13 protein-coding genes are annotated in these 24,798 nt (G+C 48.1%); all 13 read right to left on the bottom strand.

Features of this window, described 5'->3' with window-relative positions:
* Window positions 1-70 precede the first annotated feature (70 nt).
* Window positions 71-1,525: a hypothetical protein gene (locus ACO6V5_RS14475; protein ID WP_422411028.1), complete on the bottom strand. Its 1,455-nt coding sequence runs from the start codon at window positions 1,523-1,525 to the stop codon at window positions 71-73.
* A 146-nt stretch (window positions 1,526-1,671) separates the two neighbouring features.
* Window positions 1,672-3,750 (bottom strand): hypothetical protein, encoded by a 2,079-nt coding sequence (locus ACO6V5_RS14470; RefSeq protein WP_422411030.1) that lies wholly within the window; start codon window positions 3,748-3,750, stop codon window positions 1,672-1,674.
* A gap of 123 nt (window positions 3,751-3,873) precedes the next feature.
* Window positions 3,874-6,171 (bottom strand): hypothetical protein, encoded by a 2,298-nt coding sequence (locus ACO6V5_RS14465; RefSeq protein ID WP_422411032.1) that lies wholly within the window; start codon window positions 6,169-6,171, stop codon window positions 3,874-3,876.
* Between the two features lie 226 nt (window positions 6,172-6,397).
* Window positions 6,398-7,051, bottom strand: a complete 654-nt coding sequence (locus ACO6V5_RS14460; RefSeq protein ID WP_422411034.1) for a hypothetical protein — start codon at window positions 7,049-7,051, stop codon at window positions 6,398-6,400.
* Between the two features lie 41 nt (window positions 7,052-7,092).
* Window positions 7,093-9,156, bottom strand: coding sequence for a hypothetical protein (locus ACO6V5_RS14455; RefSeq protein WP_422411036.1), 2,064 nt, complete (start codon window positions 9,154-9,156; stop codon window positions 7,093-7,095).
* Between the two features lie 241 nt (window positions 9,157-9,397).
* Complete coding sequence (locus ACO6V5_RS14450; RefSeq protein ID WP_422137024.1) at window positions 9,398-11,005, bottom strand: hypothetical protein; 1,608 nt, start codon at window positions 11,003-11,005, stop codon at window positions 9,398-9,400.
* 198 nt (window positions 11,006-11,203) lie between these two features.
* Window positions 11,204-13,027: a hypothetical protein gene (locus ACO6V5_RS14445; protein ID WP_422411038.1), complete on the bottom strand. Its 1,824-nt coding sequence runs from the start codon at window positions 13,025-13,027 to the stop codon at window positions 11,204-11,206.
* 167 nt (window positions 13,028-13,194) lie between these two features.
* Window positions 13,195-14,850 carry a hypothetical protein gene (locus ACO6V5_RS14440; RefSeq protein ID WP_422411040.1) on the bottom strand — a complete coding sequence of 552 codons (1,656 nt, stop codon included), beginning with the start codon at window positions 14,848-14,850 and terminating at the stop codon, window positions 13,195-13,197.
* Window positions 14,851-15,059: 209 nt separating this feature from the next.
* Window positions 15,060-15,227 carry a hypothetical protein gene (locus ACO6V5_RS14435; RefSeq protein ID WP_422411042.1) on the bottom strand — a complete coding sequence of 56 codons (168 nt, stop codon included), beginning with the start codon at window positions 15,225-15,227 and terminating at the stop codon, window positions 15,060-15,062.
* 250 nt (window positions 15,228-15,477) lie between these two features.
* Window positions 15,478-17,982, bottom strand: a complete 2,505-nt coding sequence (locus ACO6V5_RS14430) for a hypothetical protein (RefSeq protein ID WP_422411044.1) — start codon at window positions 17,980-17,982, stop codon at window positions 15,478-15,480.
* A gap of 125 nt (window positions 17,983-18,107) precedes the next feature.
* Window positions 18,108-20,474: a hypothetical protein gene (locus ACO6V5_RS14425; protein ID WP_422411046.1), complete on the bottom strand. Its 2,367-nt coding sequence runs from the start codon at window positions 20,472-20,474 to the stop codon at window positions 18,108-18,110.
* A 111-nt stretch (window positions 20,475-20,585) separates the two neighbouring features.
* Complete coding sequence (locus ACO6V5_RS14420; protein WP_422411048.1) at window positions 20,586-22,289, bottom strand: hypothetical protein; 1,704 nt, start codon at window positions 22,287-22,289, stop codon at window positions 20,586-20,588.
* A gap of 177 nt (window positions 22,290-22,466) precedes the next feature.
* Window positions 22,467-24,695, bottom strand: coding sequence for a hypothetical protein (locus ACO6V5_RS14415; protein ID WP_422411050.1), 2,229 nt, complete (start codon window positions 24,693-24,695; stop codon window positions 22,467-22,469).
* Window positions 24,696-24,798: the final 103 nt, after the last annotated feature.

Raw genomic sequence — 24,798 nt, 5'->3', positions numbered from 1 at the left:
ACCTTGATTAAAAAAACTCTGCCATAGACCCGAGGCACACAGCGCAGAACTTGATGAAAGGAGTGTCAGATCAAGGACCGGGAGCATTGTCCCGCTCGACATCAACAAGCTTGCGTTTTTGATGTTTTCTTTTGTGATCCGACAGGGCGCTGAGACTCTTGTAGGTCTTTCCGCATTGCTGTGGTTGGCCATTCACCCCAACCACTGTCACGTCACAGATTTTTGGACTGCCATGCACATTCCTTTTGTGACCCGACAAAACTTGAGAATTCTTGCAGACTGCTCCGCATGGTCGCGGCTGGCCATCCCCCGCAGTCACGGTTACGTCACAGGTTTTTTGCCCTGTGTGGATTCTGTATTTGTGATCCCAAAAGGCTCGAATATTCTTGCAGACAGTCCCGCATGGCCGCAGTTGACCATTCTTTTCGAGGATTGTCGCGTCACAGATTTTTTGTTTGGAGTGGGCTTTACTTTTGTGATCCCAAAATGCCCGAGCATTCTTGCAGACAGCCCCGCATGGCCTCTGCTGCCCATCCTCCCCGATGATTGTTAAGTGACAGTTTTTTTGCCCGCTGCGGATTCTGCTTCTGTTATCCAACAGGGTGTGAACATTCCTGTAGACCTTTCCGCATGGTCGCTGCTGGAAATCCTCTTTGTCTATGCTAGCGACACTATCTGTATTTCCAACAGGATCTATTTCATAAGCTCTTCCTTCACCTATTGAGTCTGAGGCGATCCAGTCTGAGGCGACCCTATCTATAGGTTTGGCCGGGACACAGTCAATGCTATAAACCTCTGGCTTAAATAATGGCTCAGAATTGTATTGGAGCTGAATCAATGTTTCAAAAGGCGAGTTTTGTTGGATATCTGCAGTGTTTAAAGGATCAGTTTGAACCAGGCAACTAAAGCAATATCCACTGGCCAAATGAGGACACGAGCTTTGTCCGGGTATTAATTCTGTGTCGCCTGATAAATTTTTTTCAGAATTCAGCAGCGGTTCAGCAGTCCCTCTGCTACTGGATGATGGTCGGAATTGACAAACGCCACGACAGTGATGGACGAAACAATTGAAACCCAAAGTATGCAGATTGCCTTTGGGGTAGTCGCTACCGTCACGATAATCAGTATTCAGGAGAAGGGTGAAAGAATTTGTAATGAGGGAAGTGGTTTGTGAGGCTTGCTGCCCCGATGATCCTGATGGCTGATATTGTTGTGCGTGATGTTCGGAGCCAAACATGGTAAAGATGGCAGCAAACAGGTGAACTATCCGTGTCAGGGGTGGTGACGTGTCTTGTGTCTCGATAATGGTCGTTTTAACTCTGTAACCGTAAGAAATATGTCGTGTATCATCAGGCTGAGAATCTGATCCTGGGTAGCCATTGGTGTCGACAATCTCTGACCGGCGATCCGGCAATATATGCCGGGCAGACGTTATAGAAAAGTTCTGTCCTGGAAAACCTGTATCCTGTTGAAGCTCAACAATAAAGCGTCTTGTCAACGTTTCGGGCTGACAGACGATAGGCACCGATAGTAGCAGTGCGACAAAGCATGAGTGTTTAATAAATCTGTCCTTGCATTCTGGGTTACAGAAGAGGAAGGATAGATCAAGAAAATAAGCACATTATTCTTTTAAAAAATTTCTGTTAAAAGTTGAGTTGCACTGGGATTTCGCTACTTTTGTGCAGCCCCGCTACCGGTTGGCCATTCTCTGCGACCAAGCTCCTGGTCGAAGGTTTTCTCCTTCCTGTGGTATCTGCTTTTGTGGATAATCAGAGCTTGAACATTCTTGCACACCGTTCCGCATGGCCGCAGCTGGTCGTCCTCCCTGGCCACAGTCACTTCACAGATTTGTCGTCCGGTGTGAGCTCTTCTTTTGTGATCGGTTAATTTTTTAGCACTCTTGCAGAGCTGCCCGCATGGTTGCAGCCGACCGTTCTTCCCGGCTACTGGCACGTCACAGTTTCTTTGTCGGGTGTGTGCGCTTCTTTTGTGTTCCGAGAGGGCTTGAACATTCTTACAGATTTTCCCGCATGGCCGTGGCTGGCCATATTCTCCATCCACTTTGATATCACATTTCTGTTGCGCAGTGTGGATGTTTCTTTTGTGATGCCAAAGGCTATCAGCATTCATATAAATCTTTCCGCATGGCTGCAGCTGGCCATTTTCCGCAATCACTGTTACGTCACAGGTTTGTTGCCCGGTGTGTTCCCTTCTTTTATGATACGACAGGGCTTGGATATGCGTGCAGACCTTCCCGCATGGACGACGCTGGCCATCTTCCCCGACCACTATCACGTCACAGGTTTTTTGCCCGCTGTGGCATCTCTTTTTGTGAGCCGACAGGGTCTGTGCATTCTTGCAAACCTTCCCGCATCGCCGATTCTGGCCATCCTCGCCGGTTTCCTTTATGTCACAGGTTTGTCGCCCTCTGTGGTATTTGCCTCTGTGATTCCAAAGAGCCGCGACGTTCTCGCAGATCATTCCGCATAGCTTCAGCTGGCCATCCTCTCCGACCACTTTGACGTCACAAATGTGTTGCTCAGTATGGGCCTTGTTTTTGTGAGTTGAGAGATGTTGGGTACTTTTGCAGACTATCCCGCAAGGATATGACTGGCCATCTCTTGCGATCACTCTGACATTACAGGTTTTTTGGTTATCTGACGGGGAGTGTTGGAAATGTGCAGTTCCAGAGGGAGGCATTCCTATGGGAGGAAAAAAACCATACCCGGGCAATGATTCAACATAGTTGAGTGGTCCGGTAGCTTCAGCTACGTGAGCTGCCATTGCATTCAGTGAGCCCGGGGCGGTCCCTTGTATGACGACTTCTTCTATGGCGACTCTTTCTAAAGGGTTGTCGCCATTAGCTGGATTACCATTAACCTCATGCGTCTGTAGGTCAAATAGTTGACCAGAATTAGAATGATCTATGCAACTGAAGCAGTATCCGCTAGCCAAATGGAGGCATGAGCTTTGCCCGGGTGTTGCTTCAGTCTGACCTGTTGAACTTTCCATAGTATTTAGCAGCCATTCAGCTTGCACTGTGCTACACGGTGTTGTTCGGAGTCTGCAAGCGCCATGACAGGGATAGACGAAACAATTTAAACCTAAAGTATGGGAGTTTTGTTGAGGGCCTCGGTTGCCGTCGCCAGAGCCAGGGTACAGCTGGTTAGTGAAATAGCCCGTAATATGGGGGCTCGCTGCCGGGACTTGCTGGCCGGATGATTCTGATGGCGGGTACTGTTGTGGATTGTCTCCAGAGCCAAACATCGCAGTGATGATCGCAAACGTAAAATTTTCTTGTTTCAATACCGATGCTGCCTGTTGTTCAATTGGGTTAAACAGGAAGAGGAAGGAAGCGGGGTTCCAATAGCTTTTTAAAAGCCAGCCGACAGCAACAACCGCCTCTACCGGAAGCCATGAATCAGGGCTGGAGTTTAGAGGATTGTCTTTGATAATCAGGGTCAGTTGGTAAGCAACCAGCAGGTTCGTGAAATAAAGCCATTGCCACGAAATCGACTCACTAATGGTCGTTTTAACTCTGTGACCATAAGGTCTGTGTCGTTTTTCATCTGATCCTGCATAGCTGTCTGTATCGGCAATATCTGAAGGGTTGTCCGGCAATGAATTCAGTTCGCATTTTATAGAAAAACCATGATTCGAGTAGCCTGCAATCTTTTCAAACTCAGCAGTAAAATGTTCTGTCCACAGTTCTGCCTGACAGTCGAGAGACAGCAAAAGTAGAAGTAACACTGATACCGAAGAGAGTGAGCGTCTAATGATTCTGTCCTTACAGTCAGGTTTAAAGAGAGCGGGATAGATCAATAAAATAAGCGTGTTATTCTTTTAACAGAGGACGGATATCAGAACATATCATTACTTATTCACTTTGCTTTTTTGAAGACCGGGGCCATCGTTCTGCTCTGAATCAATATGCTTGCTTTTTCGATGTCTTCTTTTATGAGCCGTGAGAGCCTGGGCATTCCGGCAGATCTTTCCGCATGGCTGTGGCTGACCATCCTTACCGACCACGATTACGTCACATTTTTTTTGACCCGTGTGAGCAATTCTTCTGTGAGTCGATAAAGCCCGTATATTATCGCAGATCTTTCCGCATGGTTGCTGCTGGCCATCCTCTGTGACCACTGTCTGTTTACAGGTTTGCTGCCCGGTGTGGTATCTGTTTTTGTGATCTGACAGGACTCGGGAATTCTTGCAGATCTTTCCGCATGGTTGTTGTTGGCCATCTTTTCCGGTCATTTTTAAGTAACAGATTTTTTGCTCGGAGTGGCATCTGCTTTTGTGGTAAGACAGGGCTTTAGAATTCATGCAGACCCTTAAGCATGGTCGTTGCTGGCCATCCTCCCCAATCATTGTTACTTCACAGATTTTTTGTTTAGTGTGGGCTCTGTTTTTGTGATCCGACAGGGCTTGAGCATTCTTGCAGATTTTCCCGCATGGTCCTGGCAGGCCATCTCCTCCGATCACGTTTACGTCACAGGTTTTTTGACCGGTGTGGAAGATTCTTCTGTGAGACGCCAGGCTCAGAGGACTCTTGCAGATTTTCCCGCATGGTCGCTGCAGTCCGTCTTTCCCGATTATTGACAGAGTGCAGGTTTGTTCCCCGATATGTTCTCTTCTTTTGTGTTGCGACAGGGCTTGAGCATTCTTGCAGACTGCGCCACATGAACGCTGCTGGCCATCTTCCCCGACCAGTGTCAATCCGCAGGTTTGTTGCCCGGAGTGGTATCTGCTTTTGTGAGAAGACAGGACCCGAGCATTCTTGCAGACTTTTCCGCATAATCGTTGCTGACCATCCTCCCCGGTCATGGTTACATAACAGGTTTGTTGCCTGGAGTGGTATCTGCTTTTGTGATCCGACAAGGCTTCAGAATTCTTGCAGAGCTTTCCGCATGGCCGTGGCTGACCATCCTTCTCTGTCACGGGTAAGTTACAGATTTGTGGTCCTGTGTGGGCAGCTCTTTTGTGAGACATCAGAGCCTGAATATTTTTGCAGATTTTCCCGCATGTCCGCTGCAGGCCATCCATCCCGACTACTGGCAGACCACAGGATTGTTGCCCGCTATGGTCTCTTCTTTTGTGATCCGTCAGGGCTTGAGCATTCTTGCAGACTGTCCCGCATGGTCGCTGCAAGCCATCCTCTGAGACCAATTTGACGCCACAGATTCGTTGATGATCTGAGAGGGATTTTTGACGATGTATCGTTCTTGCGAAAGGAAGATAGCTATTCCTGGTTATTGATCCATCATGATTGGGTGGTCCGGTAGCGTCAGCTGTATGAGTTGCCCATGGACTCATTTGGCCTGAGGCGACCCCGTCTGCAGGGTTGCTGCTATTAGCTGGATGGCGATAACTGTCATGCACCTTTAGCTCAAATAGTTGACCAGAATCAAGATGATCTATGCAACTGAAACAGTGTCCATCAGCCAAATGAGGGCATGAGCTTTGCGTGGGTGTTGCCTGTTTGTGACCCATTGAACATTCCAAGGTATTCAGCAGCCATTCAGGTGGCTCTGTGTTATCGGGTGAGGGTCGGAATCTACAAATGCCACGACAAGGATGGACGAAACAATTTAAACTCAAAGTGTGTGAGTGGTGATGAGGGCCTTCGTTACCGTCGCCAGAGCGAGAATACAGTGGGTTGCAGAAAGAGCTTGTAAATTGGGTGATTGCTGCATGGGCTCGACGGCCGGATGATTTTGATGGCGGGTGCAGTTTTTGATTGTCGCCAGAGCCAAACATCGTAGTGATGGTCGCAAAAGGCAGATCCCCCTGTGTCAACATAGGTGTTACCTGTTGTTCAATCGGGTTTAACGCTGAGGAATCGGGGTTCCAATACTTTTTTAGAAGCCAGTCGATAGCGACCACTTCCACCGATAGCCATAAATCAGGATTCGAGATCAAAAGATTGCCTTTGGTGATAAGGATCAGTTCGTAAGCAGCCATTAAATTGGTCGCATAAAGCCATTGCCACGAAATCGACTCAATGGCAGTGGTTCTGACTCTGTAACCGTAATGTCTATGTCGTTTTTCATCTGATCCTGCGTAGCCGTCTGTGTCGACAATATCTGATGCGGTGCCCGGTAATGTATTCGGTTCGTGCTTTATAGAAAAGCTATGGCTTGGGTAGCCTGCATTCTTTTCAAACTCCACAGTAAAACCTTCTGTCCACGGTTCTGCCAGACAGACGACAGATATCAATAGTAGAAGTAACAGCGGTGCCTCAGAGAGTGATCGTTTAATAATTCTATCCTTGCATTCTGGTTTACAGAGAGGAAGGTTAAATCAATAAAGAAAGCGTGTTTCTGTGCTAAAAGCCAAAGGTTACAATGGCAAAAACCTCATGAAAGGACGGATATATGAAAGTATCATTACTTATTCACTTTATTTTTTGAAGGCTGAGATCATCACTCTCGTCCACATTGACGGGCTTGCGCTTTTGATGTCTTCCTTTGTGCCTGGAGAAGGCATAAGCGTTCTTACAGATCTTCCCGCATGGCCTTTGTTGGCCATCTTTCCCGACCACTGTCGCGTCACAGGTTTTTTTTCCGCTGTGATGCCCACTTTTGTGAGATGACAGAGCTCCGGCATTCTTGCATATCACCCCGCATGGTTGCAGTTGGCCATCCTCTCCGATCAGAGTCGCGTCACAGGTTCTTTGGCCGCTGTGGGCTTTGCTTTTGTGAATCGAGAGATATTGAGCATTTATGCAAATCTTCCCGCATAACCGCAGTTTGCCATTTTTTTCGATCACTTTGACGTCGCAGGTTCCTTGTCTGGTATGGGCTCTTCTTTTGTGATTTGACAGAGCGTTAGAATTTTTGCTAATTGTCCCGCATGGCCTCTGCTGGCCATTCTCCCCGACCACAGTCACGCCACATATTTGTTGTCCATCATGGATTTTTCTTTTGTGATCTGACAGGGATCTGGCATTTTTGAAGATATTCCCGCATACCCGCTCTTGGCTACCTTCTTTGATTATTATTGCGTCACAGGCTGTTAAAAATCTTCTGCTAAAAACCAAAGCTTGCACCGGGCAAAACCTTATGAATGGAAGAATATCAGACCGGATCATTAGTTGTACGGTTTTCTTTTTTTGTGGGCTGAGTCATCGTCCTGTTCCACATTAACAGGCTTGCGTTTTCGATGTTTTTTTTTGTGAATCAACAGGGCTTGAGGGTTTTCGCAGATCATCCCGCATGATCGCGCCAGGCCATCTTCCCCGGTCACGTTCACATCGCAGGTTTGTTGCCTGGTGTGGTATCTTCTTTTGTGACTCCACAGGGCTCGAGAATTTGTGCAGATCATCCCGCATGGCTGCGGCTGGTCATCCTTCCCGATCAGGATCACGTCACAGATTTTTTTCGCGGTGTGGTAGTAACTTCTATGAGTCGTCAGGGCTTGTAGATTCATCGTGACCATCCCACATGGCCGCTCCTGGCCATCCTGCCCTAAAACGGTCATGTTACAGGTTTGTTGACTGCTGTGGACGGTTCTTTTGTGATCCGAGCGGGCTTTAGTGCTCTTGCAGACTGCTCCACATGGACGCAGCTGGCCATCCTCCCCAATTACGTTTACGGTACAGACTCGTTGCCCGCTGTGGACTCTGGTTTTGTGATTCGTCAGGGAATTAGCATTCTTCCAGACCGCTCCGCATGGTCGCTGCAGGCCATCCTCCCCAACCACGATCACTTTACAGGTTTTTTGTCCTGAGTGCTGGCCGCTTTTGTGTGTTGCCAGGGATTGAATATTCTGGAAGAGCCTTCCGCATGGCCGCGGTTGGCCATCCTCTCCGACCACGATCAGGTCACAGGTTTGTTGTCCGCTGTGTTTTTTTCTTTTGTGATTTCGCAGGGCTTGAGTATCCTTGCAGATAATTCCGCATGGCCGCTCTTTGTGATCCTTCCCGACCACAATCGCATCACAGGTTTTTTGCCTGTTGCAGTATTCAGGTTGTATTGCCGCTGTCTGTATGTGATGAGGTTGGTACTGATCCCATTTGAATGATTCAGTGGTTGTTGTTTGTGTTTCTGAATGGGCAAGTGTAAATATAATCTTATCTTCTCCGGGATGGCTCTGCATATCGAGTGAGCCGTGAAGCGCAGAATTATTATCGGTTGTAGTCCGTTCTTCCGGTATTGGTGCGTCATAGTTGACTTGCACGATGGCGTTAGATGTACAGGCGCCCCCGTCTATGGCGACCCCGTCAGAGTTGCTATCAATGCCAACGGGTTGTGGGTCGTAATTGTATGAGGGTTCAGTCTTTGAAAGATCATTCGGTGTTTTGAAAGGTGAGCTTTTCTGGAAGTCTGTAATGTGTAGAGGATCCAGATGACCTATACAGCTCAGGCAGTGCCCATTGGCCAAGTGGGGGCATGAGTTTTCTTCGCAATCCATTGTCCACAGAGGGGGCTCGGTGCTATCGGATGATGATCGGAATCGACAAACGCCATTACAGGGATAAACGTAACAATTTAAATCCAAACTGTGTGAGGGTTGCTGAGGATCTCCGTTGCCGTCGGCATAGTCTGTATTGAGCGAGGGCGCGAAAGAGGCTGTATGGGGAGTGGTTGTCGGCGGAGCTTGCTGGCAAGAGGATTTTGATGGCGAATATTGTTCCTGGTTTTGTCCAGGACCAGACATTATAGTGATGGACGCAAACGGGAGTCCCTGACTCGCCTGTTGTTCAATCGGGTTAAACAGCCATGAATCGGGATTCCAGTAGCTTTTCAAAAGCCAACTGACAACCACTTCTAACGGTAGCCATGCGTAAGGGTTGGAATTCAGAGGTGGGCCTTTGGTGGTCAGGATAAGTTCGTAAGCAACCAGCAGATTTGTGGCGTAAATCAGTTGCCATGAAATCATCTCAGTGATGTTTTTTTTTACTCGAATAGCGTCAGGCTTGCGGCATTTTTTTTCAGGTGGCAGATCTGATCCTGAATAGCCTTTTGTGTCGGCAATATTTGACGGGTTGCACGGTGATGCACGACGGTGGATATTTATAGTAAAGTTCTTTATTGGAGCGTCTGCATTCTGTTCAAGCTCAACAATAAAACGACTTGTCGATTCGGTCTGACCGATAACAGACAACGACACTAGCATTAATAGCAGTGCCGCGAAGAGTGAGAGTTTAATCATTCTATCCTTGTATTCGGTCTACAGAAAGACAAGGATAGATCAGGTCATGCAACGGTGTGGCCGACCGATTAGTGGATGAGGTCGCCGTCAAGGTCGACATCAACAGGTTTTCGCTTTTGATGTATTCTTGTGTGATTCGACAGATAGCAGTCTTGCAGAGCGTCTCGCACGAATAAGCGTGTTTTTCTGTCTAAAATCTTTTGAAAAAGAACCAATATTTAAAGCTAAAGATTGCTCCTGATTAATTTTGTGGAAGGCTGGGTGTCAGATCATGAGTGAAGTTATTGTCCTGATCCGCATCAACATGCTTTCGCCTTCGATGTCTCCTTTTGTGTTCCGTCAAGGCATGTGAACTATTGCAGACCTTTCCGCATGCCCTTAGTTGACCATTCTCCCCGACCACTTTCAGGTCACAGGCTTGTTGCCCGGAGTGGTATCTTCTTTTGTGATCCGACAGGATTTTAGTACTCTTGCAGATCCTACTGCACGGCTGCGACAGTCCATCCTCCCCGACTACTTGCACGTCACAGGTTCTTTGCCCGGAGTGGTGTCCGCTTTTGTGATCCGACAGGGCACCAGCATTTCTGCAGACCCTTCCGCATGGCTGTAGCCGGCCATTCTTCCTGAACACTAACACATCACAGGCTTTTTGCTCGGTATGGTTTCTGCTTTTGTGAGCCGACAGGGCTTTGGCACTCCTGCAAACTTTCCCGCATGGTCGCAGCTGGCCATGACCCTCGACTACGCTTACCTCACAGGTTTGTGGCCCTGTGTGGTTTTTTCTTCTGTGATCCGACAGGGTTCTGGCACTGTTGCAAACCTTTCCGCATCGCCTTTCCAGGTCATCTTCCCCGACAAGGGTCATTTCACAGGTTGGTTGCACACTCTGGTCTGTCGCTTTTATTGAGGTTATCCGGGAAAGATGAGTTGTGCCTGAGGCCGGTCGGGATGGTTCTGTTTTTGTTTCTTGTGTTTCTGACGTTCCCATTGAGGGGTTGGAATGGAAAGGCGTAAAGGAAATACCGGCTTGTTCTGGAAGACTGTGACCACCCAGACTGAGTAACCCTTTGATTATAACCCAATCATCAGCGGTGACAGTCGAACCCTGGAGCGTTGGTGCATCATCACTGATTGGCCCAGAAGGATTAGTAATTGCTGCCTCTGCAATCATTGAATGTGTATTATCGGGTGATGGTCGTAATCTACAAACGCCATGACAGGGATGGATGAAACAATTTAAACCCAAAGTATGTGAGTGTTGTCGAGGATCACGGTAACCATCGGCAGAGCCAAAATACAGAGACTGAATGAAAGAGCTTGTAAAATAGGCGGTGGTTTTTGGGGCTTGCTGGTCGGATGTTTCTGTTGGTTGGCCTTGCTGTTGGTAATGTCCAGCGCCAGGCGTCATAGTGGTGATCGCAAATGGGTGATCGCCCTGTGTCAAAATAGATGCCGTAATCTGTCCGTTCGGGTTAAACAGAGGCGATTTGAGGTTCCAATAGCTTTTTAAAAACCAACCAGCAGCGATAGTCATTTCCACAGATAGCCATGAATAAAGGGGGAAGTACAGGGAAGGGTCTCTGGTATTCAGGATCAGTTCGTAAGCAATCATCAGGTTTGTGGCGTAAAGCCATTGCCACGAAATCGACTCAGTATCGGTCGTCTTTACTCCGTATGTAATAAGTCTGTGTCGTTTGTCATAGGGTGGCAGGTCAGGCTCTGTATAGCCGTCTGTGTCGGTAATGTTTGACGGGTCTTCCGAAAATGTATGCCACCCGGGCTTTATAGCAAAGTTCTGTTTTGGAGAACCAGCATCCTGTGCAAGCTCAACAACAAAATGACTGGTCAAAGGTTCAGCCCGACAGGTGACAGACAATGACGGTAGCAGCAAAAGCGATGTAGCATAGATTAAGTGTTTAATAATTCTATCCTTGCATACTGGTATTCAGAGAGGAAGGATAGAACAGGAAAATAAGTGTGTTTTTCTGTTAAAAATCAAAGGCTGCACTGGGCAAAACTTCTTGAAAGCTCATATAAGCGTAGCTACTTATTTCAGTTTATCTGACTGAAGGCTGAGGTCATCTTTCTGGTTCACATCATCAGGTTTGCGTTTTCGATGTATTCTTTTGTGATTCGACAGGTCTGGAGAATTTTTGCAGACCTTCCCGCATGGCTTTGGCTGGCCATCCTCCGCTAGCACGGATACGTTGCAGGTTTTTTGCCCGCTGTGCTCTCTGTTTTTGTGAGATGACAGGGCTTTTGTATTCTTGCAAACCTTCCCGCATGGCTGCTGTTGACCGTCGTCACCGATCAGGTTTACGTCACAGGCTCGCTGTCTGCTATGGTATCTGCTTCTGTGATCCGACAGGGCCTGAGCGTTCTTGCAGAGAGCCCCGCATAACCGCTGCTGGCCATCCTTTTCGATGACTGTCTGGGCGCAGATTCGTTGCCCGGTGTGGACTCTGCTTTTGTGAACCGACAGAGCTTGTGCATTTTTGCAGAACCTTCCGCATGGCCGCTGCAGGCCATTTACTCCGACCACTGTTATGTCACAGGTTTGTTGTCTGGTGTGGTACCTTCTTATGTGATTCGACAGGCTTTTCGCATTCTTGCAGACAGCCCCGCATGGCTGCAGCTGGCCATCTTTCCACATCACAGTTGCATCACAGATTTGTTGGCCGGTGTGATCTCGTTTTTTGTGCTCTGACAAGGCTTTTCCATGCTTACAGACTGTCCCGCATAGCTGCTCCTGACCATCCTCTTTGATCACTATCACGGTACAGGTTTTTTGCCCGGTGTGGTATCTGCTTTTGTGAACCGACAGGGCGTGAGCATTCTTGCAGGTCTTCCCACATGGTCGATGTTGGCCATCTTCCCCGATCAGGGTCACCTTACAGGATTGTTGCCCGCTGTGGACTGTTGCCCGGTTTGTGCCTGTCCTGGAAAGATAAGGTGGGCTTTGATCCAATTGGGTTGATGCCGTTGCTGTTGGTAGTATTTCTGAAGTCCTGATTGGGGGGGTGAAATGGCTAAGTGTAAAGGGAATTCCGGTTTCTCCGAGAGGACTACGATTACGCAGATTGAGTAGCCCGCTGATTATAACCAAATCATCAGAAGTGACAGACGCATTCCCTGGCATTCGCACATGACCAGGTAACGATTGAGTCGGCTCTCTGTTATCGGATGATACACGGAATCGACAAACGCCCTGACAGGGATCGACGAAACAATTTAAACCTAAAGTGTGTGAGTGTTGTTCAGGCGCTTCGTCACCGTCACCAGAGTCAGAATGCAAGAGATAAGTGAAATAAACTACAGTCTGGGTGGTAGCTTGCGGAGCATGCTGGGCGGAAGAGTCTGGCGGTGGGTATTCTGGTGAGTTATGTCCAGAGTCAAGCATTGTCGTGATGGTCACAAACGGGTGGTTTCCATGTGTCAACATAGACTTTGCCTGTTGTTCAATCGGATTAAACGGCAGTGAATCCTGGTTCCAATAGCTTCTTAAAAGCGAGTCGGCAGCAAACAATACTTCTACAGGCAGCCATGAATCAGAATTTAAGTCTGGGTTAGCTTTTCTGTTGGTCAGGATCAGTTCGTAAGCAAGCAGCAGGTTCGCGGCGTAAAGCAATTGCCATGAGACAGACTTGATGATGGTTGTTTTTGCCTCGTAATAACCGGACCTGTGTGGTTTGTTATCAGACTGTGAGCATGGTCCTGAGTTGCCGTTTGTGTCAGTAATGTCTGATGGATGGCCTGACGATGTATCTGACAATGTATCGCCTGAAAATGTATCCGGGTCACGATCTATTGAGAAGGAATGTTTTGGAGAACCTGCATTCTGTTCAAGCTCGACTATTAAACTTCTTGTCAACACTTCGGCCTGACAGAAGACGGATAACGAAATTATCGGCAGCAGCAGTGCCGCAAAGAGTGAGTGTTTAATAATTCTATCCTTGCTTTCTGGTATACAGAGAGCAAGGATAGATCAAGAAAATAAGCGTGTTTTTGTGTCTTTCTTATGAAAGGACAGGTGTCAGATCAAGGGGGGCAGTCATTGTCCCGGCCTGCATCAACAGGTTTGCGTTTTTGATGTACTCTTTTATGCTCCGCAAGGGTTTGAGCATTCTGACAGACCGTTCCGCATGATCGTTTCAGACCATCCTTACCAACTACTGGAACGTCGCAGGTTTGTCGACTGTTATGCTCTCTGAATTTGTGAGATGACAGGGCTTTAACATTCTTGCAAACCTTCCCGCATGGCCGCTGCTGGCCATTTTCACCAGTTATGTTTATGTCACAGGTTTTTGGCCCGGTGTGGTGTCTTCTTTTATGATCCGACAGGGCTTGAGCACTTTTGCAGAACGCCCCACATGGTCGCCGCTGACCATCCTTTGCGACTAAGGTCAGGTTACAGACTCTTTGCCCGGTATGATGTCTTTTTTTGTGATCGGTCAAGGCGCTAGCATTCTTACAGAGTATTCCGCATGGCTGCGGGAGACCATCCTCCCTGACCACGGTTACGTCAGAGGTTTGCCGCTCGTTGTGGTGATTGTGTTTGTGATTAATCAGGGCTTTAGCATTCCTGCAGATTTTCCCGCATGGCCGCCACTGACCATTCTCCCTGATCATTCTGACTTCACAGATTTTTTGTGCGGTGTGGACGCCGCTTTTGTGAGACCACAGTGAATCTCTGTTCTTGAAGACCTTCCCACATGGCCGCTGCTGGCCATCTTTCCCGACCAGGGCCAGGTTACAAACTCGTTGCCTGCTGTGGACTGTGGCTTGCTTTGGGCGTATATGGACAAGAGGACTCAGGCTTTGACCTAATCGTGATGACCCTGTTGTTTGTTGTGTTTCTGAAGTCTCTATTGGCGGTGTTGAAAGGGCAGGCGTGAAAGAAGTTCCGGTTTCCTCGAGAGGCTCAGTGTTACTTAAATTGATTAACCCATTGATTATGCTGAAATCATCTGAGAAGGCAGACTCATTCCAGGGCGTCTGCGCATCATCAAGTGGCCATTCAGCTGCCGTTCCGCTAACTGCTCTGAATTGGCAAACACCATGACAGGGATCAACAAAACAATTTAAAGCTAAAGTGTGTGAGTGTTGTTCAGGGTCCTCGCCACCGTCGTCTGAATCAGAAAAAAGGAGGCGGGTGAAATAGCCGATAGTCTGAGTGGTGGCTTCTGGCGCTTGCTGGCCGGATGATTCTGGCGGCGGCTGTTGTGGTGGGTTGCACCCTGAGCCAAACATTGTTGTGACGGTCGTAAACGGGCGATTCTCATGCGTTAAAATAGAAGTCGACTGTTGATCAATCGGGTTAAACAGAAATGAATCCTGGTTCCAATAGCTTTTTAAAAGGCAGCCGACAGCCGCAGCCACTTCTGCAGGTAGCCATGAATAAGGGTTGGAGTTCAGGGGAATGTCTTTGGTGGTAAGGCTCAGTTCGTAGGCAATCAGTAGAGTCGTGATATAAAGCCATTGCCGTGAAATTGACTTAATGAGGTTCGTTTTAACGTAGTAACCGCAGGTTATGTCTAGTTTGTTATCAGGCTGCGTGTCTGATCTCTCATAGCCGTTTGTTTCAGCAATGTCTGAATGGCAACCCGGCAATGTATTCAGGTCAGGCTTTATAGTGAAGTTCTCTTTTGGAGAGTCGGCATTTTGTTCAAGCTCAATTATGAAATTTCTTGTCAATAATTCCGCCTGACAGACGACAGATGACAAAAGTGGCTGTAAGAGCAGTACAACAAAGAGTGAGTGTTTAATAATTCTATCCTTGTTTTCTGGTTTAAAGAGAGGAAGGATAGATCAAGAAAATAATCGTGTTTTGCTATCAAAACTTTCTGTCAGAAATTAAAGGCCGTAAAGGGCAAAATCATTATGAATGGACTGGAGTCAGATCTTTACTTATTCATTTTACCTTCTTGATGACTGAGGTCATTATTCTGGTCAATATCGGCAGGTTTGTGTTTTGGAGTTTTGTGCATCATCAGGTTGATAAGTCCGAGGCTGAAAGTGTTGGCAATAAGCACATTGGCGTTGAGCCGCTGCCGACCATCTCCCCCGACCACGCCTATGTCACAGGTCTGTTGTCCGGAGAAAAGTTTTGTTTTTGAAAACCATGACTCTGTTCAAACTTGACAGTAAAATGCCCCGTCCATTGTTCTGCATGACAGACGACAGAGAACAAAAGTAGTAACAACGGTGCTGCCACAAAGAGTGAGCGTTTAATGGTTCTATCCTTGTTTTCTGGCATACGAAGAATAGATCAAGTAAATAAGTCTCTTTTTACGTCTTTCTTATGAAAGGGCAGGCATCAGATCAAGGGCTGGGGTCATTGTCGAGGCCTGCATCAAAAGGCTTGCGTTTTCGATGTATTCTTTTATGTTTTGACAGGGTTTGAAAATTCTGACAAACCGTTCCACATAGCCGCTGCTGACCGTTTTCCCCGACCACTTTTTGGTTACAGGTTTTTTGCCCGCCGTGCTTTCTTCTTTTGTGATCCTGCAGGCTGCCAAGATTCTTGTATAATTTTCCGCATGGCTGCTGCTGGCCATTCTTCCCGACCGCAATCACGTCACAGGTTTGTTGTCCGGTATGGACTCTGTTTTTGTGATTCGACAGCACTTTGACACCTTTGCAGACACTCCCGCATGGTCGCAGTTGGCCATCATTACCGACTATGATCACGTCACAGATTTGTTGTCCACTATGGATTTTGCTTTTGTGATCCGACAGGGCTTTGACACTATTGCAAACACTTCCGCACGGTCGCTGCTGGCCATCATTACCGACTATGATCAGGTCACAGGTTCGTTGTCCACTATGGATTCTGTTTTTGTGATCCGACAGGGCTTTGGCACTTTTGCAAATAGTTCCGCATGGTCGCTGCTGGCCATCCTCCTCGACTATGATCATGCTACAGGTTTGCAGTCCGGTGTGGGCACTTCTTCTGTGTTCCATGAGGCATACAGCACTCTTGCAGACTCTCCCGCATGGTTGCTGATGACCATCCTCCCCGACTATGGTCACGTTGCAGGTTTTTCGCCCGCTGTGAACTCTGCTTTTGTGATCGGACAGGGCTTTGGCATTTTTGTAAACTCTTCCGCATGGTCGCTGCTGGTCGTCATTCCCGACTACGGTAATGCTACAGGTTTGTGGTCCGGTGTGGGCGCTTCTTCTGTGTTCAAAGAGGTGTCTGGCATTCTTGCAGACTGCCCCGCATGGCTGCTGCTGACCATCCTTCCCGACGATGAGCACTCTGCAGGTTTGTTTTTGTTGTCTGGCGTGGGCGCTTCTTTTGTGCTCCAGGAGACTTAGCGTATTCTTGCAGACTTTTCCGCACGGCCGCTTAAGACCATTCCCCAAAAACAGGGTCAAATCACAGACTTTTTGTCCTGTGTGGGTTCTGCTTTTGTGATCCGACAGCGCTTGAGCATTCCTGCAGATCTTTCCGCATGTCTGCTGCTGGCCATCCTCCCCGGGCACTGCCACGTCACAGGTTTTTTGCCCGGAGTGGTATTTGCTTTTGTGAACCGACAGGGCTTGAGCGTTCTTGAAGATCTTTGCGCATGGTTGCCGCTGGCCATTCTTCCCGACTATGGCCATGCTACAGGTTTGAAGTCCGGTGTGGTCCTTTCTTCTGTGCTTCTGGAGGTATAGAGCATTCTTGCAGGCTGTCCCGCATGGCCGCTGCTGGTCATCCCCCATGGTCACGTCACAGGTTTTTTCCCCCGCCTGCCGTTTACTTTTGTGATTCGTCAGGGCTCGTCGGCAGTGGGTATCTCCTTTAAAAGGAAAACAACCCGAAGGTGAAGTTCCAGCTAATTCAAGCGTTTCCGAAGCTTGTAATTTGCCTGTCTGGGAAAGATGAGGTGGACTTTGCCCCGATTGGAATGATTGTCTTGTTGGTTGTGCTACCGAAGTCTCTGTTGAAGGGATAGGTATACAGGAAATACCGGTTTCTTCAGGAAGACTATGACCACGTAGATTGAGTAACCCTCTAACCATAGCCCAGTCATCAGAGGAGATAGGCAAATGTCCTGACATTGGCGCATCATCATTGAGTGGCCACTTATTGGCCCCTCTGTTTTCGGGTGATGATCGGAATTGACAAATGCCATGACAGGGGTAGACGAAACAATTTAAACCTAAAGTATGCAGGATTTGTTCAGGATCCCCGTTACCGTCGCCAGTGCCAGAATATAGCGGATTAGTGAGAGAGCCTATAGGCAGAGGAGTGGTTTGTGGGGGTTGCTGGCCGGATGACTCTGGAGGCTGATATTGCGGTGGGGTATATCCAGAGCCGTAGACAGTGATGATGGACGCAAACGGATGGTCCTGCTGTTTCAACAAAGATGTCGTCTCTTGTTGTTCGCTCAGACTGAGTTGTTCCAACGGGTTAAACAGGGCTGAATCGAGGTTCCAGTAACTTTTCAAAAGCCAGCCGACAGCAACAACCACCTCTACAGGTACCCAAGAATAATTGCTGGAGCTCAGTGGGGAAGTTTTGGTTGTCAGGATCAGCTCGTAAGCAACCAGCAGATTCGTGGTGTAAAGCCAGTGCCACGAAATTGACGCAACGATGGTTGTTTTTACCCGGTAACCACTCGAATTGTGTTGTTTTTTATCAGGCCGTGTATACGATCCTCCATAGCCGCGTGTGGCAGTGACGTCTGACGGGTTGCCCGGCAATGCCGACAATGTGGGCCGGTCAGGTTTTATAGAAAATTTTTGTTTTTTAAACCCCGTATTCTGTTCAAACTCAACAGTAAAGCACCCTGTCCATGCTTTGGCCTGACTGGCGAAAGACAGCAACGGTAGCAACAGCAGTGCCGCAAAGAGTGAGAGTTTAATAATTCTATCCTTGCGTTCCGGGATATAGAGAGGAAGGATAGATCAAGAAAATAAGCGTGTTTTTTTGTCTTCCTCATGAAATGGCTGCTGTCAGATCAAGGGCTGAGGTCTTTGTCCCTGTCTGCATCAACAGGCTTGCGTTTTCGATGTATTCTTTTATGATCCGAAAGGGCTTTTGCATTATTCAAGAGCTTCCCGCATGAATACATCTGGCCATTCTCACCGACCAGGGTCGCGTCACAGATTTGTTGTCCGGTGTGGTATCTTTTTTTGTGGTTAGTCAGGGAATTGGCATTCTTCCAGGCCATTCCGCATTGCCGGGGGAGACTATCCTCTCCGACCACGTTCATATGACAGGTGTGGTACCCGCTGTGATATTTGTATTTGTGATCCGCCAGCGAGCTTGCATTCTTGCAGACCTTCCCGCATCGCCGCTGCCGACCATCCTTCCCGATCACTGTCACGTAACAGGTCTGTTCTGAGGTGTGTTGTCTTCTTTTGTGATTCATCAGGGAGTTAGGATTCTTCCAGACAGTCCCGCAATATCGTCGAAGGCCATCCTCTCCGACCACGGTCATATAACAGGTTTGCTGCCCGCTGTGGTGTTTGTATTTGTGACCCGCCAGCTTACTCTTATTGCTGCAGACTTTTCCGCATGGCTGCGGCTGGGCACCGTCTTCGGTTACTGGCAGCATACAGGTTTGTCGTCTGGTATCGCAGGCGCTTTTGTGAGTCGACAGATCTTTGGCATTCATGAAGACCTTCCCACACTTCTGTTGGCCGTTCTCGCCGATCACGTTCAGGTCACAGGTTTGTTTTCCGGTATGATATCTTCTTTTGTGATTCATCAGTGAATAAGTATTCATACAGACCGTCCCGCACGGCCGCGAGAGACCATCCTCTCCAACCATGGACATAGAACAGGTTTGTTGGCCGCGGTGATATTTGTATTTGTGATCCGCCAGCGTGCAGGCATTCTTGAAAACCTTTCCGCATGGCTGCTGCTGACCATCCCTCCCGACAACGGTCGCGTTACAGGTTTGTTGACCGGTTTTGTGTCTTCTTTTGTGAGTAGACAGGGTATCGGCATTCTTACACACCGTCCCGCATAGTCGTGTCCGGCCATCTTCCAGGACCACCGTTACGCCACAGATTTGTTTTCCGGTGTGTTCTCTTCTTTTGTGATTTGCCAGTGCACTGGCATTCTTGCAGATCTTTCCGCATTGCTGTTGCTGGCCACTTTCCCCGACCACCATCACGTAGCAGGCTCTTTGTCCGGTATGGTATTTGCTTTTATGAACCGACAAGGCATTAACATTCTTGCAGATTGTCCTGCACGGCTGCGGCTGGCCATTCTCGCCAACTATTGTTAAGCCACAGGCTGGTTGTTCGTTATTGTTTATGGCTTGTACTCTGTTTGTCCGGGAAATATGGGATGAGCTTTGATCCAATTGGGATGAGTGAGTGACTGTTTGTTCTGTTTTTGAAATCCCCGCACGGGATGTGAGATGGCTAAGCGTGAAGGAGATTTCGGATTCTTCGGGACAACTTTGATTACGTAGATTGAGCAATCCGTTGATTATAACCAAATCATCAGTGTTGACAGGTAAATGCTTGAGCGTTGTTGCATCATCAGGCTGATGCGCTTGTCGTTGGGAGGGGTTATGTCCATTGGCAAAATGAGGGTATAAGCCTTGTCCGGGGTGCGTTTCTGTGCAGTTTGACGAGATTTCCTGGTAATTCAGCGTCCATTCAGCGGGCCTTTTGCCATCGGTTGATGGTCTGAATCGACAAACGCCGTTACAGGGGTGAGCGAAACAATTTAAACTTAAAGTATGTGAGAGTTGTTCAGAGCCCCCGTTACCGCCGCCAGTGTCAGAATAAAGCGGGTTAGTGAGAGAGTCTTTTGGGAGATTAGTGGTTTGTGGGGTTTGTTTACCGGATGCTTCTGATGGCTGATGTTGTGTTGGATTTTGTCCATAGCCATACATGGTAATGAGGATCTGAGACAGATAATCCTCCTGTGTCAACATGGATGTCGTCTGTTGTTCGATTGGGTCAAATAAAGGTGAATCGGGATTCCAATAGTTTTTTAAAAGCCAACCGACAACGACAACCACTTCTGAAGGTACCCACGAATAAGGGCTGGAGTTTAGAGGGTTGTTTTTGGTGGTCAGGAGCAGTTCGTAAGCAACCAACAGATGAACCGCACAAAACCATTGCCACGAAACTGACTCAATGATGGTCGATTTAATCTCGTATCTGCCCGATCTTTGTCGTTTTTCACCAGACGGCGAAGCTGATCTTGTGCAGCCGTTTTTGTGAGCAATATCGGATGGATTGCCTGACGATGTATGTTGATTATGCTTTATAGAAAAGCTCTGGCCCGGAGAATCTGTATCCTGTTCAAGCTCGACAGTAAACCGTCCTGTCCAGGGTTCGGCCTGACAGACTGCAAACAACGAAAGCAGCAATAACAGCGGTGTCGCAAAGAGTAAGTGTTTAACAATTCTATCCTTGTCTTTTGGTTTACAAAGAGGAAGGATAGATCAAAAAATAAGTGAATTTTTCTGTCAGAGACCTGAGTTATCGTCAGGCACTGGTTTGCGTTTTCGATGTGTTCTTTTTTGACTGTAAAGGACCTGGGTCGTCTTGTCGGCCATCGCGCATGGCCGCCGCTGACTATCCTTCCACACCACTGTTACGTCGCGGTTTTTTTGCCCATTGTGGTTTTTTCTTTTGTGATCCGACAGGGCTCTGGTACTTCTGCAGACTCTCCCGCATAGTCGCTGCTGTCGATTCTTTCCGATCACTATCCAGTCACAGGTTTTTTGCCTGGTGTGGTGTCTACTTCTATGATCCGCCAGGGCGCGAGCATTCGCCACTGTCAACCCACATTGCCGTTGTTTGCCATCCTCTGTGACCACGGTCAGGTTACAAGTTTTGCGACCGGTGTGGTATCTGCTTTTATGGCATGAAAGCGCCTGAATATTCTTGCAAATCTTCCCGCATAGTCGCTTCTGGCCATCCTCTGTGACAACGATCTTGTCGCAGGCCTGTTGCCCGGAGTGGTCTTTTCTTTTGTGATCCGACAGGGCTTTAGGATTCTTGCAGACCATCCCACATCTCTGCTGCTGACCATCCTTTCCGACTCTGGTCAGGTAACAGATTTTTTGTTCGCCGTGCTCTCTTCTTTTGTGTTCCTGCAAGGCTTTCGCATTCACGCAGAGCACCCCACATAGTTGCTTCTGACCCTCCTTCCTGACCAGGACCACTTCACAGCTTCGCTGCCTGGAAGGGTCTACTCTACAGGTTAACCTGGGACCTATTGTGGCTGGGTCAACTTTTTCTACGTCGATTTCGTCTGAGTCAACCTTTTCTACGTCGATTTCGTCTGAGTCGATCTTTTCTACGTCGATTTCGTCTGAGTCGGCCTCCTCTATATTGACCTCACCTGAATCAACCTCTTCTTTATAGTTGCAGCTTCTGGTTGGGTTGCTAACAATGCTATGCGCCTGAAATAGTTGGACAGATGTACATTGGAGTTGAATGTCAGAAAAAAACTCCATGCTCTCGAAAGGCAAACCTTGTCGGAAGTCTGTAGCGTTTAGAAAATCAAAATGACCTATACAACTAAAGCAGTATCCATTAGCCAAATGAGGGCATGAACTTTGTTCAGGTAACGCCCCTGTGTGGTCTGTCGAGCTTCCAACTGAACCCAGAGGCCACCCGGCGGATGCTCTGCTATCGAATGATGATCGGAATCGACAAACGCCATAACAGGGATAGATGAAACAATTTAAGCCCAAAGTATGTGAGTGCTTTTGCGGGCCTCCTTTACCGCCGCCAGAACCAAAATACAGAGGGCTAATGAAAGAGCCTGCAGGTTGTTTGTTAGCTTGTGATGCTTGATGGCCAGATGATTTTGATTGTTGGTATTGTGCTGGGTTTTGCCCGGAGCTAAACATCGCAGTGATAGTCGCAAGCGAGTAATCTCCCTGTGTCAGCATAGAGGTCGCCTCCATTTGTTCAATAGGGTTAAGCAGGGCTGAGTCCGGATTCCAATAGCTTTTTAAAAGCTGGCCGACATCAACAAAGGCTGCTATTGGTACCCATGAATAGGGCCTGGAGCTCAAAGGGAACGTTTTCACGCCATAACTGGTGGCTCTGTATGGTTTCTTATCAGGTGGAAAGTCTGTATTCTGTTCAAGCTCGATAATAAAATGTATTGTTAACGACTCAGCCCGGGAGATGAAAGGGAAGGACAGGAGCAACAACAACGCTGCTGAAAAGAGTGAGTGTTTAATAATTCTATCCTTGCATTCTGGTCTACAGAGAGGAAGGATAGATCAAAAATAAGTGTGCTTTTCTGTCAAAAAACTTCTTGTAAAAAACCTCTGCCATAAATCAGAGGTTGCGCTGGGTAAAACCTCATTGAAGTCGTCTAATGGTCGTTACTTTTTCTTCTTACTTTCAGTTGCACTGAGGTCACCGGTCTGGTTCACATTCACAGGCTTGCGTTTTCGATGTATGCCTTTGTGATACATTAGAGCTGCATTATTCTTGCAGGCCTTACCGCATGGCCGCTGCTGGCCGTCCTCCCGGACGACGGGTTCGTCACAGGTTCTTTGCCCACTATGGATCCGGAGTTTGTGAGATTTCAGGGATTGAAGATTCTTGAAAACTCCCCCGCATTGCCCCGTTTGGCCATCCCTCCCGACGACTGTTAAGTTACAGGTCTGTTGTCCGGTGTGGGCAATTCTTTTGTGATTCTGCAGGGCTCCGGGATTCCTGCAGACCTTCCCACATGGCCTCCGCTGACCATCCATGCTGACCAGGATCACACCACAGGTTTGTTGCCTGGCATGTTTGCTTCTTTTGTGATTCAACAGAGCTATAGCATTTTTGCAGACCTTCCCGCATTGTCGCTCCTGACGATCCTCCCCGACGACGGTCAAGACACAGGTCTGTTGCCCGCTGTGGCATAGGCTTCTGTGAGTGTAGAGGGATTTTGCATTCTCGCAGATCTTCCCGCATGGACGCCGCTGGCCACCCTCCTCAACCACTGTCGCGGCACAGGTTTGTTGCCCACTATGGATTTTGCTTTTGTGAGAGATCAGGCTTTCTTTGTTCTTGCAGACCGTTCCGCATGGTCGTGGCTGGCCATCCTCTCCGACCACGATCACGATACAGGTTTGTTGTCCGGTGTGGGCAATTCTTTTGTGAGTCCGCAGGGCTTCAGGATTCCTGCAGACTGTCCCACATGACTTCTCCTGGCCACCCTCCCCGACCACTGTCATGTCACAGGTTTTTTGCCCACCGTGGCATTTGCTTTTATGACTTGACAATGACCGGACATTCTTAAAAAGCCTCCCACATGGTTGTTGCTGGCCATCCTTTCCAACTGTGGTTACAGCACAGGTTTGTTGTCCGCTGTGGGCTGCTTTTTTGTGTTCTGTCATGGCTTTAGAACTCTCACTGACCATTCCGTAGCGCCAATGTTGATCATTATTCATGGTCCCTATTTCGTTGCAGGCTTCTTGTTTGACCAGGGCTGTGGCTGTCCTTACACCCATTGAGACCGGGGCGAGCCCGTCTAAGGCAGCCCCGTCCAGGGCGACCCCGTCAAAGGCGACCCCGTCAAAGGCGACCTCGTCTAAGGCGACCTCGTCTAAGGCGACCCCGTCTAAGGCGACCCCGTCTAAGGCGACCCCGTCAAAAGAGCTGCGATTATAGGGTCGGTTGCCATCAGTGTCGTGTGTCCGAATGAGTTGTCCAGAAGTATATTGCAGTTGAATGGCGGGGGGATTATTCAATGCTTCCAAAAGTGAGTTTTGCTGGTGATGTCCAGTGCTTTCAGTCTGAGAATGACTGAGGCAACCATAGGAAGGTCTATTGGCCAATTGTAGGTATGAGCTTTGTCCGTATGTCAATTCTGTGTCGTCTGTCCAACTGTTCAGGAAATCCAGCATTCCGCTTTCGGATGATGGTCGAAATTTGCAAATGCCATTACAGGGGTAGACGAAACAGTCTAAATCCAACGTATGTTGGTATTGCTGAGGGTCTCCGTTCCCTTCCTCAGAAGAGGAAAACAGTATGCTGGTGAAATGGCCTGGAGGGCAGATGTGAGTGGCGGGGGTTTGCTGAACAGATGATTCTGATGGTTGTCCTTTTTGTTGGTCATGTTCACAGCCTGCCATCACAGTGGTGATCGAAAATGGTTGATACCGCTTTTTCAATATAACTGCCGATTGTCTTTCAATTGTGTTTAACAGCAGTGAATTGGGGGTCCAATAGCTTTTTAAAAGCCAGCCGATAGCGACAACCACGTCCACAGGCAGCCGTGTAAAAGGGGGGTAGCTTAGAGGAACGTCTCTGGTCGACAGGGTCAGTTCGTAAGCAATCAGCAGATTAGTGGCATGAAGCCACTGCCAGGAAATCAACTCATTGAGGGACATTTGAACTCCATAGCCATCTTCTCTTTGTCGTTTGTCTTCGGCTAGAGAGTCAGATCCTGCATAGTTGTTTGTGTCAGCAATGTCGGACGGGTTTCCCGGTAATCCAGGTTGGTCGCGCTTGATGGAAAAACTCAGATTTGGACAACTTGCATTCAGTTCAAGCGCGACAATAAAATGACCTTTCCAAAATTCAGCCTGACCAACGACAGAAAACGACAGTGTCATCAATATAGGTATTGCAAAGAGTGAGTGTTTAATAATTCCATCCTTGCATTCTGGTCTACAGAAAGGAAGGATAGATCAAGAAAATTAGCTTGCTTTTCTGTCA

This window comes from Endozoicomonas sp. ALD068 (assembly GCF_049310145.1).
In the GTDB taxonomy this organism is placed as follows: Bacteria; Pseudomonadota; Gammaproteobacteria; order Pseudomonadales; family Endozoicomonadaceae; genus Endozoicomonas_A.
The sequence above is the reverse complement of the archived record's forward strand: the minus strand, read 5'-3'. Positions and strand labels throughout refer to the sequence as shown.